The 14,896-nt window shown below is 73.6% G+C and carries 11 protein-coding genes; 3 read left to right on the top strand and 8 right to left on the bottom strand.

What is annotated here, in order from left to right; all coding sequences use genetic code 11:
* Positions 1–8 precede the first annotated feature (8 nt).
* Positions 9–488, top strand: a complete 480-nt coding sequence (locus AC57BS_RS16930) for an NUDIX hydrolase (RefSeq protein WP_496412607.1) — start codon at positions 9–11, stop codon at positions 486–488.
* A gap of 27 nt (positions 489–515) precedes the next feature.
* Here AC57BS_RS16930 and nudC read toward each other — a convergent pair whose 3' ends face one another.
* A complete protein-coding gene (gene nudC / locus AC57BS_RS16925; RefSeq protein WP_496412606.1) occupies positions 516–1,439 on the bottom strand; it encodes an NAD(+) diphosphatase in 924 nt (307 codons plus the stop codon).
* 33 nt (positions 1,440–1,472) lie between these two features.
* Here nudC and deoD point away from each other — a divergent pair, with 33 nt between their 5' ends.
* Positions 1,473–2,183, top strand: coding sequence for a purine-nucleoside phosphorylase (gene deoD, locus AC57BS_RS16920; RefSeq protein WP_496412605.1), 711 nt, complete (start codon positions 1,473–1,475; stop codon positions 2,181–2,183).
* A gap of 261 nt (positions 2,184–2,444) precedes the next feature.
* Here deoD and AC57BS_RS16915 read toward each other — a convergent pair whose 3' ends face one another.
* The 4 genes from AC57BS_RS16915 to AC57BS_RS16900 all read right to left on the bottom strand — a co-directional run bounded on the left by AC57BS_RS16915 (position 2,445) and on the right by AC57BS_RS16900 (position 11,058).
* The gene (locus tag AC57BS_RS16915; protein WP_496412604.1) at positions 2,445–5,693 is read right to left on the bottom strand and encodes an ATP-dependent helicase; all 3,249 of its coding nucleotides are present in this window, start codon (positions 5,691–5,693) and stop codon (positions 2,445–2,447) included.
* The gene (locus AC57BS_RS16910) at positions 5,690–8,923 is read right to left on the bottom strand and encodes an ATP-dependent helicase (protein WP_496412603.1); all 3,234 of its coding nucleotides are present in this window, start codon (positions 8,921–8,923) and stop codon (positions 5,690–5,692) included. The genes AC57BS_RS16915 and AC57BS_RS16910 overlap by 4 nt, the downstream gene beginning before the upstream one ends.
* Positions 8,924–8,992: 69 nt before the next feature.
* Positions 8,993–10,099 (bottom strand): barbiturase, encoded by a 1,107-nt coding sequence (gene bar, locus AC57BS_RS16905; RefSeq protein ID WP_496412602.1) that lies wholly within the window; start codon positions 10,097–10,099, stop codon positions 8,993–8,995.
* A gap of 23 nt (positions 10,100–10,122) precedes the next feature.
* Positions 10,123–11,058, bottom strand: a complete 936-nt coding sequence (locus AC57BS_RS16900; protein ID WP_496412601.1) for a carbamate kinase — start codon at positions 11,056–11,058, stop codon at positions 10,123–10,125.
* A 90-nt stretch (positions 11,059–11,148) separates the two neighbouring features.
* On the opposite strand from AC57BS_RS16900, the gene AC57BS_RS16895 reads away from it, so the two are divergent.
* The gene (locus AC57BS_RS16895; RefSeq protein WP_496412600.1) at positions 11,149–11,646 is read left to right on the top strand and encodes an AAA family ATPase; all 498 of its coding nucleotides are present in this window, start codon (positions 11,149–11,151) and stop codon (positions 11,644–11,646) included.
* A 25-nt stretch (positions 11,647–11,671) separates the two neighbouring features.
* On the opposite strand, the gene AC57BS_RS16890 is transcribed toward AC57BS_RS16895, so the two are convergent.
* The 3 genes from AC57BS_RS16890 to AC57BS_RS16880 form a co-directional block, all read right to left on the bottom strand.
* Positions 11,672–12,364 (bottom strand): HNH endonuclease family protein, encoded by a 693-nt coding sequence (locus tag AC57BS_RS16890; RefSeq protein ID WP_496412599.1) that lies wholly within the window; start codon positions 12,362–12,364, stop codon positions 11,672–11,674.
* A gap of 179 nt (positions 12,365–12,543) precedes the next feature.
* Positions 12,544–13,470 (bottom strand): hypothetical protein, encoded by a 927-nt coding sequence (locus AC57BS_RS16885; protein WP_496412598.1) that lies wholly within the window; start codon positions 13,468–13,470, stop codon positions 12,544–12,546.
* Between the two features lie 58 nt (positions 13,471–13,528).
* Positions 13,529–14,860: a lanthionine synthetase LanC family protein gene (locus AC57BS_RS16880; RefSeq protein ID WP_496412597.1), complete on the bottom strand. Its 1,332-nt coding sequence runs from the start codon at positions 14,858–14,860 to the stop codon at positions 13,529–13,531.
* Positions 14,861–14,896 lie beyond the last annotated feature (36 nt).

The raw sequence follows: 14,896 nt of genomic DNA, 5'->3' as shown, positions 1-14,896 counted from the left end.
GCTGCCGCGTGCCCCGGGCCAGCGTCAAGCTCCTGCTGCTCGACGAGCACGACCGCGTGCTCCTGGTCCACGCGGCGGACCCGCGCACGGGTCTGCGCAGCTGGTACCCCGTCGGCGGGGGCGTCGACCCCGGCGAGTCGCCGGACGAGGCGGCGCGACGCGAGGCGTACGAGGAGACGGGCCTGGCCGTGCTGCCGCCCGGGGACCACGTGTGGACGCGCGAGCACACCTACCGCTTCGACGGCCGGACCGTGGAGGTCCACGAGGACTGGCTCCTGCACCGGGTGGCGCACTTCGACGCCGAGCCGGCGCAGCTGACCGACTACGAGGTCCGTAGCTTGCTGGGGTTCCGGTGGTGGAGCGTGGACGACCTGCGCTCCACGACGGAGACCGTCTTCCCCCCGACGCTGGGCGACCTGCTCGCGGCGCTCCTGCGCGACGGGCTCCCGTCCGCGCCGGTCGACATCAGCGACCCGACCGCACCCTGACTCTGAGCTGGCTCGGAGTGGCCCCGCTCAGTCCCAGCCGGGACCGTCGAGGGGCCGGCCGTACCAGGTCTCGATGAGCGAGGACGAGATCGAGATGCCGCGCGGCACGACGAGCTCACCGGCGCGGGCGGCCGCCTCGAGGTCGGAGCGCGTCCACCAGCGGGCCTCCTCGATCTCGGCGCCGTCGACGTCGATCTCCGTCGTCAGGGCCCGGCCGGTGAAGCCGAGCATCAGGCTCGCCGGGAGCGGCCACGGCTGGCTGCCGAAATAACGGACCTCGCCCACCCGTACGCCGACCTCCTCCTGGACCTCGCGGCGCACGGCGTCCTCGAGGGTCTCCCCCGGCTCGCAGAACCCGGCGAGCGTGGACCAGCGGCCGGCTGGCCACGCCGTGTTGCGACCCAGCAGGATGGCCTCGTCGTCGCCCTCGCCGTGGGTGATCGCCATGATCACCGCCGGATCCGTGCGCGGGAACTGGGCGCGGTCGCACTGCGTGCAGCGCAGCTCGTGGCCGGCGGCGCGGCTGACGAGGGTGCCGCCGCAGCGCGGGCAGAAGCGGGTGGCGTGGTGCCACTCCGCCAGCCCGATGGCGTGCATCAGCAGCGGCGCCTGGTGCGGAGCGTGCTCCGCCAGCACCGCCAGCACCGAGCGCAGCGGGACCCACTCCTCGGGAGCACCCGCTGCCTTCCCGGGAGCCACGATGACGGCGAGGTGCACGACGTCGTCCGCCTCCCCGAGCAGGACGAGCGTCCCGTCAGGGGCCTGGTCCGGGGCGACCCACTCGACGGCGCCGTCGACCGGGCGCAGCCGGTTGCCAGCCACCACCAGCACCCGGGTCGCCGGGTCGGCCATGCAGGCCGCCAGCCAGGCCTCGTCGGTGCGCCGCAGGCCCATCCGGTTGTGGGCGTGGGCGGAGAGGGCGACGTGCGGGAGGGGGCGCTCGGTGCTCACGACGCGCAACGCTAGCCGGTAGCGTCGCGCCCCGTGAGCACGCACATCGGCGCCCAGCCCGGCGACATCGCCCCCACCGTCCTGCTGCCCGGCGACCCGCTCCGGGCGAGGTGGATCGCGGAGACCTTCCTCACCGACGCCCGCTGCTACAGCGAGGTCCGGGGGATGTACGGCTTCACCGGCACCTGGAACGGGCATCCCGTCTCCGTGCAGGGCTCCGGCATGGGCCAGCCGTCGATGGCGATCTACGTCAACGAGCTGTTCACCGACTACGACGTGCGGTCGGTCGTACGGGTCGGGTCGTGCGGGACGGTCACCGATTCGGTCGGCGTGCGAGACGTCATCATCGCCTCCGGTGCGTGCACCGACTCCTCGATGAACCGGATCACCTTCCACGGCATCGATTACGCGCCCGTCGCCGACTTCGGCCTCCTGCGCGGTGCCGTCGAGGCCGCCGAGGCGCGGGAGGGCGGCTCGCCGTTCCACGTCGGGCTGATCTTCTCGAGCGACTCGTTCTACCCCTCCCGCCCCGAGCTGCTGGGCGAGATGGTGAAGTACGGCGTGCTGGCCGTGGAGATGGAGGCGAGCGCGCTCTACACCCTCGCCGCCAAGCACGGCCGGCGCGCACTGGCGATCTGCACGGTCTCCGACCACATCGTCGCCGGCGCGGAGACGACCTCGCAGGAGCGCGAGCAGACCTTCGGCGAGATGGTCGAGATCGCGCTCGCCGCCGCGCTGGGCTGATCGACCGAGAGGCGCTGCGCCTGCGGGCGGTGCGGGAGCCACGTTCGCGCGTACGGAACGTGGCTGGGCACCGCTGGCCCGCGCGCCGGCGTACGACACGCTCCCGGCGGTGAGTGGCGCAGGTTCTGCGGGCTCGGAACATGTCTCACCCACCGCTGGCGCGCGAGCCGGCGTACGACACGCCCCCGGGCGGTGCGGGAGCCACCTTCGCGGCGTACGGAACGTGGCTGGGGCACCGCCCGGCGAACCAGGACCGGGGGCTCAGACCTCGGAGAGCAACCGCTCGAGCTCGGCGCGGTCGGGAAGGTCGGCCGGCTCGACGGTGCGGCCGGTGCGGACGTAGTGGAACGCGGCGCGTACGTGCTCCAGGGGCGTGCCGGTGAGCTCGGACCAGGCGAGGCGGTAGAGGGCGAGCTGGAGCGGGTCGGCGGTCTCGTGGCGGCTGGTCTTCCAGTCGACCACGAGGAAGCCCCCGCCCGCGGACTCCGGCTCGGCGTAGACCGCGTCGATGCGGCCGCGGACGACCTGGCCGGCGAGCACGAGCGCGAACGGTGCCTCGACCGCGTGGGGGGCACGGTCGCCGAAGGGGCCGTCCTCGAACCGCTTGACCACCTCGCCGAGGTCGGCCTCGTCGTCGATGCCCGCGTCGGCGCGACCGGGGAGCTCGTCGGGCTCGATCAGGGCCTGCTGGCCGAACCGGTGCTCGACCCAGGCGTGGAACGCGGTGCCGAAGCGGGCGGCCGGCGCGGGCGGTCGCGGCATCGGCCGGGCGAGCTCGGCGGCGAACCCGTCAGGGTCGTCACGCAGCCGGGCCAGCGACGTGACGGACAGGCTGCCGGGCAGCGGGAGGTCGAGGGTGGTGGCTCGCTCGGCACGGGCCTCGGCGAGCAGCTGGGCCAGGTCGTCGTCCCACTCGGCCACCCGGGCGGCCTCGACCACGTCGAGCTCGTCGTCGGGAGCGGTGGGATCGACGGAGCGTACGAGGTCGGCGGCGGCCAGGCGTCGGCGCGCCTCCTCGCCGGTGCCGGGCACGGGCCACGGGCGTGAGGTGTCGACGTCGTCGTTGGGGTTGGGCGACTTGGGCGGCGGCTTCTCCAGCCACCTTTCCACCGGCCGGCCCCAGTCCTCGAGCTGGTCGCGCACCACTCCCTGGTAGTCGGAGGCGCCGAAGGGCGTGGAGCGCTGGCCCCAGACGTAGGACGTCACGCTGAGGTGGTGTGCCGCCCGGGTGAAGGCGACGTAGCCGAGCCGGAGCTCCTCCTCGGCGTCGTGCGCCTTGGTCGCGGCGCGGTAGGCGTCGAGGGCTGACTTGTCGTGACCGGCGAGCTGCGGCTGGTCGGCCCGGTCGCCGCGCAGCGGAGCCGGCAGCACCGCCGGGGAGGACGTCCAAAGGGTGCGGGAGCGGTTGCTCGGGAACCGGGTCTCCCCCACTCCCACGCAGAAGACCGACGACCACTCGAGGCCCTTCGCGCGGTGGACGGTGAGCAGCTTGACCGAGTCGGCGGCAGTGGGGGTGGCCACGTCGAGGCCGTTGCCCTGGTCGTCCTCGGCGGTGAGGTAGGCCAGCAGCGCGGGCAGGGTGACGTCGCCATCGACCGACTGGAACTCCGCGACCGCCTTGACGAAGCGGTCGAGGTTGTCGCGGCGCGCGGCGGCGGCAGGCGAGGTCGCCGAGGCGAGCTCGACGTCGACGCCGGTGGTGTCGATGATGCGGCGTACGACGTCGAGGAGCGGGTCGCCCACGTGGGCGCGCAGCCGGCGCAGCTCGGCGCCGAGCAGGCCGAACCGGTCGAGCGCCTCGGGCGAGTAGGCCGCCTCGCCCGGCGACTCGACGGCGTCGCTGAGCGCCGGCAGCTCGGAGGCGTCGATGCCGTCGGCGATCTGGAGCAGCTGGTCGGCGATCGAGGCGGTCTCCTTGCGGCCGCGCACGCCGGCGATCTCGGCGGCGCGCTCGGCCAGCAGGCGCAGGTCGCGCGGACCGATCGCCCAGCGCGGACCGGTCAGCAGGGTGAGCATCGAGGAGTTGGCCGTCACGTCGTGCATCAGTGTCAGGGTCGCCACGACCTCGGCGACCTCGGGCAGCCTGATGAGTCCTGAGAGGCCCACGATCTCGACGGGGACCCCCGCGGCGGTGAGCGCGTCGTAGACCTCCTCGGCCTGCGCGTTGTCGCGGCTCAGCACCCCGATCTCGGACCACGCGGTCCCAGCCTCGTGGACCCGCTGCACCTCGGTCGCCAGCCACGCCAGCTCGTCGGCCGAGCGCTCGAAGACGTGGGCCTCGACGTGCCCGTCGGCGGCACCGTCGGCGGCGCGCAGCCGGGCCACCTTGTCGCCGTAGGCAGCGAGCAGCGGCTCGGCGAGCCGGTTGGCGACGTCGAGGATGTGGCGGTCGGAGCGGCGGTTGACCGTGAGCGGCAGCCGCCCCGGCTCGCCGTCGGCGGCCGGGAACGTGTCGGCGAAGTTGAGGATGTTGGAGACCGACGCTCCGCGCCAGCCGTAGATCGCCTGGTTGGGGTCGCCGACGGCCATCACCGGGTGGCCGAGCCCGTGGTCGGGGTCGGGACCGGAGAAGAGTCGCGCCAGCATCGTGGCCTGCGCGACGGAGGTGTCCTGGTATTCATCCAGGAGGACCACCTTGAAGCGCGCCCGCTCGAGCTCGCCGACCTCGGGCTGGTCCTCCACGAGCCGGGCCGCGAGCGCGATCTGGTCGCCGAAGTCCATCAGCCCCAGGTCGGCCTTGAGGCGCCGGTAGCCGGTGACGAGCTGCAGCAGCTCGGCGCGCCGGTCGATCGCGTTGATCGCCTTGGCCGGCGGCTCGAGGTAGGTCTTGCGGGCCTTGCCGGCCTGCTCCTCGGCGACGGCCCGCTCGAAGCCACGACGAGCCTCCTCGTCCACGCGCCGCACGTCGTCGGCGTCGACGAGGTGCTCGCTCATCGCGCCGTCGAGGGCCAGGAGGTTCTGGATCGCGGTCGCCGGGTGGTCGGTCAGCAGCTCGATGTGGCCGGTGAACCGCTCGATGACCCGGGCGCCGAGCTGGTAGCGCGAGGCGTCGGAGACGACGCGGGTGTCGGGCTCGTGGCCGATCCGGAGGCCGTGGTCGGTGAGGAGGTTGGCGGCGTAGGCGTGGTAGGTGGCGACGGTGGGCTCGAGCACGTCCTCGCCCTCGGCGACGACCGACCGGTCGAGCAGCCCGGCCGCGCCCAGCGCCGCGGTGACGCGCTGGCGGAGCTCGGCCGCGGCCTTGGTCGTGAAGGTCAGGCCGAGGACCTCCTCGGGCCGCACCTTGCCGGTGGCGACGAGCCACACGACGCGCTGCGCCATCAGGGTGGTCTTGCCGCTGCCGGCGCCGGCCACCACCACCGTGGGTCGCAGCGGGGAGGTGATCGCGGCCCACTGCTCGTCGCTGGCGGCGTGCGTGGCGCCCATGAGGGCGCGGAGGTCCTCGGGGGTGTCGAGCCGGACCGGCCGGAACCGCGGGGCCGACTGCGTGGGCTGGGCTGGCTGGGTCACTGGACGGTCACGCTCCCTGCGCCCTTGGCCGGGCAGATCGCCGTGAACGGGCAGTCCCGGCAGTGGGCCCCCGTCGTGGCGGGGAAGGTCTCGGCGCGGACGAGGTCGGCGGCCCGCGCCAGTCCGGCGCGGAGTGCGAGCCGCTCGGCACCGTCGTCGGCGTGGGGCGGTTGGGCCTGGACCTTGGCCGTCGCGGAGTCGTCGTCGATGCCGAGCTGGACCAGCTCGGCACCCCCGGAGGTGAACGACCGGTCGGCCGGGTCGTCGAGAGCACCAGAGTCGACGGCGTACTGGTAGAGGGCGAGCTGGAGGTTGCCGGCGACGGCGGGGCCGGTGGGGGCGGTGCGTGCGCTCTTGAAGTCGACGACGACCACGCGACCGGCGTCGTCGATCTCGAGGCGGTCGGCGAACCCGGTGAGCCGCACCGGTCGCCCGTCGACGTCGACGACGCTCTGGAAGCGCTGCTCGGCTCCGAGGAACTCCCGCGGGTTGTCGAGGTGCCACTGCACGAAGCGGGCCACGGCCTTGCGGATGCGGGCGAGCTCACGCTGGCGGGACCACGGCGTACGGAAGGCGAGCCGGTCCCACACGGCCTCGACCTCGGCCATGAGGGGCTCGACCTCGGCCGGCAGCTCGCCGATCGCGACGCGCTCGGCGAGGGCGTGGAGGACCTGGCCGAGGTTGGCGGACTGGTGGACCGCCGAGACCCCGCCGGCCTCGCGCTCGAAGAACCACTGCGCGGGGCACACGAGGATCGACTCGAGCATGCTGGCCGAGATCGGCACGGGGCCGTCAGGGTCGCGGATCGGCTCCACGGAGCGGGTGGTGCTGCGGGTGCCCCACCAGCTGGAGGGGTCGGCCGCCGGGACGAGCGGGCGGCCGTCGACCTCCTCGGCGGCCAGCGCGGCGAGCCGACGGGCGGCCGCCTCGCGCAGGGCCGGCGAGGTCGCGGGGTCGGCCGCCGTGCGGCGCATCTCGGCGACCAGTCCACCCAGCGACAGCGGGCGCGGCGGCCGGCCGTCCTGGTGGTCGATGGTGACGCCGAGCTCCTCGAGGAAGCGCGAGGGTTGCTCGCCGTCGTCGTCGGGCGAGCGCACCGCGCTGACGACGAGGCGCCGTCGGGCGCGGGTGCACGCGACGTAGAAGAGCCGGCGCTCCTCCATCAGCAGCGCCCGCGTGGTCACGGGCGGGACGAGGTCGGGGTGCCCGGAGGCGTCCACCCCGATGCGGTCGGCGCCGAGCAGGGTGGTCCGGCGGCGCAGGTCGGGCCAGCCCTCCTGCTGCGCGTGGGCGACCACCACGAGGTCCCACTCGAGCCCCTTGGAGCGGTGTGCGGTCAGGAGGCGTACGGCGGCGCCCCGCACCCCTTGCTCGGCGAGGGTGTCGGCGGGCAGCTGCTGGGCGACGACGCTGGCGAAGAAGGCGGCGACGCCGACGTGGTCGCGCTGGTCGACCGCGCGGGACGCGAGGTCGAACAGCGCCACGATCGCGTCGAGGTCGCGGTGGGCGCGCCGGGCACCCGCTCCCCCGCCGTCGACCTGGCGTCGCAGTCGCTGGGGCCACGTCGTGCCGGACCACAGGTGCCAGAGGACGTCCTCGACACCGGCCCGCTCGGCCAGCATCCGCGCACCCTCGCCCAGCAGGGTGGCGAGGGCGGCCGCGCGCTCGACATCGGGCCCGTCGAGGCCCTCGAGGAAGCCCGGCTCGACGACGGCGAGGCGGAGCAGCTCGCGCGAGGTCCGGCGGTCGGAGGCGTCGGCGGCGCCCTTCTCGCGCGTGCGGAGGCGGCGTACGAGGGCGCGCAGGTCGGACGCGTCGAGCCCGCCGAGCGGCGACAGCAGCAGCGACTCGACGCGCCCGGGGTCGAGGAAGTCGGGCGAGTCGGGGTCGTCGTTGTCGAGGTTGACCACCGCGCGCAGGCCGTCGAGGAGCGGCACCACGGCGGGGTCGCGGACCAGCGGCAGGTCGTCGGAGGCCACCTCGACCGGGACGCCCGCGGCGGCCAGCGCGCGGCGCAACGGCGGGATGCTGGCGCGGCCGGAGCGCACCAGGACCGCCATCCGGTCCCACGCGATGCCGTCCTCGAGGTGGGCACGGCGCAGCAGGTCGGCCAGCCGCTCGGCCTCGGCGCGCTCGGTGTCGTAGGTGACGACCTCGACGCGACCCTCGCCCTGCGGACCGGGCACCGCCTCGGGCGCGAGGAACGCCTCGCGGGCGTCGGGGGTGATGCTGCCGGTGAGGGTGAGGCGGCTCGCCACCCGGCCCGCGGCCAGCAGGATCCGCGGACCGAAGCGACGGGTGCGCTGCAGGACCACGACCGGAGCGGGCGAGCCGGCGGCCGTGGGGAAGCTCGCGGGGAAGTCGAGGATGCCGCGCACGTCGGCGCCACGGAAGCCGTAGATCGACTGGTGGGGGTCGCCCACGACGGTGAGGTTGCGCCCGTCGCCCGCGAGCGCGCGGAGCAGGGCCACCTGACCGGGGTCGGTGTCCTGGTATTCGTCCACGAAGACATGGCTCCAGCGGGCACGCAGCTCGTCGCGGTGGGTCTCCGCCTCGATGACGGCGCGACGGATCAGGTCGGAGTAGTCGGTGGCGCCGAGGTTGTCGAGGACGGTGAGGTACTGCTCGAGGAAGAGGCCGGCGGCGACCAGCTCGGGGAGGTCGTGCTCGATGCCGAGGGCACGGAGGCCGGCCGGGTCGAGGCCCTTCTCCCGGGCCCGCGCCAGCACGGCCTGCACCTCGCGGACGAAGCCGCGGGTGCCGGCGGCGCGGCGCAGCTGCTCGGGCCAGACCACCGACTCGGGGTTGTCGCGCAGCAGCTCGCGCAGGACGACGTCGGCCTCGGGCGCCGACAGCAGCCGGATCGCCCCCTCGTAGAGCTCGGCGGGGGCGTACTTCCTCACCAGGGCGTAGGCGAAGGAGTGGAAGGTGGAGCACGACGCCGCCGACGTCGTGCGCGCGACCCGGGCCGTGACCCGGTCGCGCAGCTGCTCGGCGGCCTTGCGGGAGAAGGTGAGCGCGAGCACCGCGTCGGGCGAGGCGCCGCGCCGCTCGATGCGGTCGACGATCGCCTCGACGAGGGTCGTGGTCTTGCCGGTCCCGGGACCGGCGAGCACGAGCAGTGGACCGCCCTCGTGGTCGACGACGCGCTGCTGGTGCTCGTCGAGCTCGGGCACCACGACCTCACGGTCGGGCTGCACCAGGCGGTAGCGGGTGGTCGGCGTGCTCACGGGGCCAACCCCATCACGCGGGACCGACAGTCGTCTGCCGGCCTCGCGCGGGAGCGTACGGGCGTGTCGTCAGCCGAGGTCGACGATCGCGGCGACCGGGCCGCCGCCCTCGGGGCCCTGGTGGGCCGCGGAGACCGACACGAAGACCGCCGGGTCGCCGGTGACGGCCGCGGTCACGCCGCCGACGCAGGCCTTGATCTGGCGGTGCCAGTGCACGTCGGAGTCGTCGAGCATCGCGTTGCGCCGGCCGCGGACCATGCCGTCCTGGCTGGCCTCGCACTTGAGGAAGACGTTGACCAGCTTGCCGTCGAGGTCGCTGGTGCGCGGGCGCTCGGGCAGGTCGAGGCCGGCGGAGCGGATGGCCTCCCAGATGCCGTCGGCGTCGAGGGCGTCCTTCATCACCGAGTGGCCGATGCGGTAGCGGCCACCGACACCCTTGGCGTTGCCGACCACGACGATCTGGGCCTGGTCGAGCTCGACGCCGGACGAGCACGAGGCCACCGAGGAGAAGAGCTCGCGGTTGTGCATGACGTCGGCGTCGGTCGGCATCTCGATCTCACCGAGCGCGACGGCGATGCCAAGGCCCGTGACGCCGTTGGAGAGGTCCATCGACTCGTGGGTGTGCTCGGTCCACACCTTCTTGCCACGCGACTTGGCGTCGCGGATGGTGTGGATGGTCAGCAGCGGGGTCTTGGTCTGCACGTAGTGCACGTCGGCGGGGTCGGTGATGCCGGCGCGCTCCATCGCGACCTTCACTCCGGCGGCGACCTTCTCGATCATCGCGGTGTAGCCGATCTCCTCGGGCAGGATCGCCTCGCTCATCGCGAAGCCGGCGGTGAGCCGCATCTCCTCGCGCGACGGGTCGTCCTCGGGGACGTCGGTGGTGGCGAAGATCGTGGCGTGCGGGCTGATCACGCCGTCGGTGCCGCCCGACCAGACGATCGGCACACCCTTGACCTGCTCGGGGTCGGCGCCCTTGGCCACCAGCGCCTCGCGGAAGGCGCGGTCGGCGATGATGCGGGTGTAGTCGTTGACACCGCCGTTGCCCTCGGTCTTGCCGATGATCGCGAAGACCCGGTCGGCGGCGATGACGCCCTCGTCGATGAGCTTCGTCAGCTCCGAGGCGTCGGCCACGGAGTGGATGGGGACCTTGCGGACCTCAATGGCGCTGGGCATCTGGGTTCCTTTCGGGGTGGGTGTCAGGCGGGTACGACGACGGTGCCGGCGTCACCGGCGACGGCGGCGGTGATCTGGTCGAGGCTGGTGATGACGCCGCGCTTGCCGGTGGCCTCGACGAAGCGGCACACCGCGTCGACCTTGGGGCCCATCGAGCCGGAGGCGAAGTGGCCCTCGGCGGCGTACGCGCGGAGCTGGTCGACGGTGACGGTGCCGAGGGGCTCGGCGTCGGGCTCGCCCCAGCGGATCACCGCGTTGGGCACGTCGGTGGCGATCACCAGGACGTCGGCCTCGGTGGTCTGCGCGAGCAGGGCAGCGCCGAGGTCCTTGTCGATGACGGCCTCCACCCCGGCCAGGGAGCCGTCTGGGCGGCGTACGTGCGGGATGCCTCCGCCACCGTTGGCGACGACCACGAAGCCGGCCTCGATCAGGGCGAGCACGGCCGGGGCGTCGATGATCTCGCGCGGCTCGGGCGAGGCGACGACCCGACGCCAGCCCTTCTCGCCGCGGTCCTCCCAGGTCTCGCCGTGGTCCATCAGCACGCGGGCCTCGGCCTCGGGCAGGTGGCGGCCGATCGGCTTGGTGGGGGTGGTGAACCCCTCGTCGTCGGCGTCGACGAGCGTCCGGGTCACGAGGGCGGCGCAGCGTCGGTCGACCGATCGCGCCGCCAGCTCCCGGTCGAGGGCGTCGAGCAGGACGAAGCCGAGCGTGGCCTGCGTCTGCGCACCGCACCAGTCGAGCGGGACGGGGGGCACGACCGCTGCCGCGAGCTCGTTCTTGACGAGCAGGTTGCCGACCTGGGGACCGTTGCCGTGGGTGATGACGACGTCGTGGTCGTGCTCGAGCAGGCCCGCGACCGCCGCCATCGCCACGCCGGCCGCCTCGATCTGGTCCTCGGGGCGCGCACGACCGTCGGCATTCGTCATGGCGTTGCCGCCGAGTGCGAGCAGGACCCTCATGGCGCAAACCTAGTGTCGGCACTCACACGCCCCCACGGCAGATTCGGCCAACGACGGCCGGTATCGATGGCAATAGTTGATACTGGCTCCGTGGGCGTGCGCAACTACCTCGTCGAGGGGGTCTCCTGCACCGGCAAGACCACCGTGGCCACCGAGCTCGAGCGCCGCGGCCACCACGTCGTCCACGGGGACCGCGAGCTGGCCTACCAGGGTGATCCGGTCACCGGGGTGCCGCTCCCCGGGGTGCGGCACGAGCACCACGTGTGGGACGTCGACCGCGTCCGCGAGCTCGTCGCCGACCGGACGGCACCCGTGACGTTCTTCTGCGGCGGGTCGCGGAACTTCCCGCTGTTCGTGGACCTCTTCGACGAGGTCCTGGTGCTCGAGGTGGACCGCGCGACCCTCCTCTCCCGCCTGGACGCTCGACCGGCGGACGAGTGGGGCGCGCGGCCGGACGAGCGGGACCTGGTCCTGCGCGTGCACCGCACCGGGGAGGACGTACCGGCGGGCACGCCGGTCGACGCGACCCGCCCGCTCGCCGAGGTGGTCGACGAGATCGAGCGCAGGGCGGGGTTGGTCGAGCCGTAGGCGCATCCGCCGCACGTGCGGTGGTCTACGCGGTGGTGACCGTGACGGTCGTCGAGCAGCTCGACGCGTAGCTGTTGAGCACGCTCTTCTCCGCCGAGTCGGCCGAGAGACCCCAGCGGATCTTCACCGCGACCCACTCCGCGACGTAGCGGCACTTGTCGTAGGTCGGCAGCCAGGTGGCCGGGTCCTGGTCGCTCTTGGACTGGTTGACGTTGTCGGTGACGCCGACGAGCGTCCGGTAGTCGCCGAGGTCGTTGGCGTACGCCTCGCGCCGGGCAGCGGTCCAGCCGCTCGCGCCGGAGCCCCAGGCCTCGGCCAGGGGCACCATGTGGTCGATGTCGACGTCGGACGCCAGGGTCCACGACACGCGGTCGTAGTAGGAGAACCACCGGCCGGTCGACACCGTGCACTTGCTCGAGGTCGTGTAGGTGAGCGGGGTGTCGGACTCGGCCTCGCTGACCAGGACCTCGGCTCGCGCGTTCTGGCAGTCGCCGTTGGCGTCGACCCAGTGGCGGAAGAGGGTGCGGTCGTAGCCGGTGTTGGCCTCCGCCGCGGTCGGGACGGCCGCGACGGCCTGGACGAGCGTGCCGCTGAAGGTGGCCGCCTGGGCGGGCGCCGGGACGAGCAGCACCAGGGTGCCCACGACCGTGGCCGCGAGCATGGCGGACCACCGACGTACGGCGGCGGGCAGGGTGGGGTGCATCCGAGAACGAGACATGGTGATCTCCTGCGAGTGGCAGGCCCGATGCCTGCGCTGCGCACTTCCTACTGCCACCACCTGTCCGGCAGGGGTACGACGCGCTGCGGCATGTCGAACAGGAGGAAGTCGCGACGGGTCGCAGTCGTACGCCGGGTGCGGCGGGTCGACGCGAGGTTCGTCCTGTCCGACAGGCCGGGTCAGCCGACGGGGGTGAGCGCCGAGGTCACCTCGACCACACCGTCGCCGTACTCCTCGTCGACCCACGCCTGGATCGATCCGTCGTCGTGGAGCACAGGGAGATCGACACGGTTGCTGATCGAGCCGAACTGCGCGCCGAGGCTGCCCGGAAGGTCCTGCAGCTCCAGCGCGACCTCCCGCAGCCGCTCGAACGTGTTGGCCACGCGAGAGACGCAGAGCGGTCCGCCCCAGACCTCGCGGATCGCAGCCTCGGCGCCGGCCAGGTCGTCGGTGACGCCGACGTTGAGGATCGTGAGAGCCGGGTCGTTCATGGCCTGCTGCGCCTCCAGCGACGGCGTCCCGCCGGAGTCCTGCAGGTCCTCCAGCTCCTGCCAGTACGGGTTGATCGACTGGTCGCCCCAGACCAGCCCGTAGTCGGGGAGCGCCTCCGCCACCCGGTTGGCAGCTCCCTTGGCGGCATTGTTCGTGATCGCAGGATCCACCACCACCCAGCCACCCTCGGGCTCCTCGCACGAGGTGAGGAACGGGTGGTCCTCGATGCCCGGTCCGTCTTGCGGGCCGGCGACCCGCACCTCGGTCGGCGTGAGCGTCGTCCCGTCCCAGTCGCCCACCAGCACGAACTCGCCCCAGCGGGCACCACCCGCTGACTCGTGCTCCGGGTGGTCGGCCCAGTCCCAGCCACCGACGGCGGGACCGTCGCACTGCGGAGGGGTCGACCACAGCATGCCGGCCAGGCACATCACCGGGCCGTCGCCGTCGTCCAGCACGGTCGTGACGGTGCGGACCGGCCCGTACGCCGGGAGCGCCGCCGTCGGCGAGGCGGCCGGCGGTGCCGGTCCGTCCGCGACGCCGTCACCAGTCGCGGCGTCACCGCACCCCGACAGCGCACCCGCGAGCAGCAGCCCCAGCACGATCCCCCGTCCCATCCCGGAAGCATCGGACGACCCGCCGTGCCGCGCAACGGCTGTTGCCGGATCGTGACGCTCACGCTCCGGGCAGGTTCCACCAGGTGTCGAGCCGCGCGACTGCGGGCGTCGTACGTCCCTCGCGGAGCACGCGTCCGAGCCGCAGGAGGTACGCGGCGATGCCGGCGGCGCCCTGCATCCAGCCGACGCCGGGCGGGAGCAGCGGGTCCTCGTTGCGGTGCTCGGTGAAGCGCCAGCGGGCGCCGTCGTCGTCCACGACCGCGCGCCCGACCAGGGCGTCACCGAGCACCTGTGCGAAGGCGAGGTCGTCGTCGACGCCGAGCCGCTGCCACGCGTCGAGGAACACGTCGCCGACACCGGCGGTGCCGCAGCACCGGCCGTCGTTGTCCCAGAAGCCCGGCCGTAGTCGCTCCGGGATCCCGGACGTGCGGATGCTGTGGAGGCACCTGCGATGCCACCGCTCCGGCGTCTCCCCCGCGACCTCGGCGACCCCGGCGTGCTCGAGCGCGGTGAACAGCAGCGACGTGCCGGTCGGGCCGTGGCACCACGTGAACGTGACCTCGTCCATGTCGGGCTGGCGCGGGATCACGTGCGGCACGACGAAGCCGCCCGCACGGGTGTCGCCCAGGGTGACCAGGTGCTCGGCCCCGCTGCGGGCGGCCTCGACGAGGTCGGGGCGGTCGAGCTCGGTGCCGGCGACCGCGAGGGCGGCGGCGATGCCAGCGAGTCCGTGCGACCAGTTCGGCATCTGGCGATCGCGTCGCGCGGGAGGGACGTCGGTGGCGAAGCGTCGCGGGAAGAACCGCCAGTTGGTGCCCGCCTCCGTGGGCTCGGCCTCGGCCAGCAGGATGTGTGCTGCCCTGGTGGCTAGGGCGTCAGCGCCCGCGACGCCGTGCCGGTGCGCCCAGACCGCGCCGAGCAGGTTGCCGGCAGTGCCGAGCGTGGCGTCGTTGATCCGGCTGTGGGGAGCGAACGGCGGCGACTCCAGCCACGGCTGCTCCCAGCCGTCGTCGGTCGCGAGCTCGTCAAGCCGTCCGATCGCCTCCTCCGCCCCGTCGACACCGAGTGCGGACAGGACACCGAGGTCGCTGACCAGCCCGTCGAAGTAGGAGTACTCCGTCGTGGTGGTCAGGTGGCGGCTGATCCGCACGGCGATGCCGTCGGCGAGGCGTTGCTCCTCGTCCGTCCACGCGCGGGTCTCGCGGACCTCCGCCAGCACGTGCGCGAGGCCGCCGATTCCGCTGTGCATGCCGTCGCGGTCCTCGGGCGGGCCACCCTCGTGGGGCACGGACTCCGGGATCCACGGGCCGGCGTCGTCCCACCGGACCTGGTCGAGGACCCAGCGCCAGGCGGCCTCGCCGAGGTCGGCGTACGTCCCGGGAGTCGTCATGGGGCGATCATGGCAGCGCGGCGGCGCAGGTTCCTG

Source organism: Nocardioides sp. BGA-UO-ETr-FS32 (assembly GCF_059567905.1).
The sequence above is the reverse complement of the archived record's forward strand: the minus strand, read 5'-3'. Positions and strand labels throughout refer to the sequence as shown.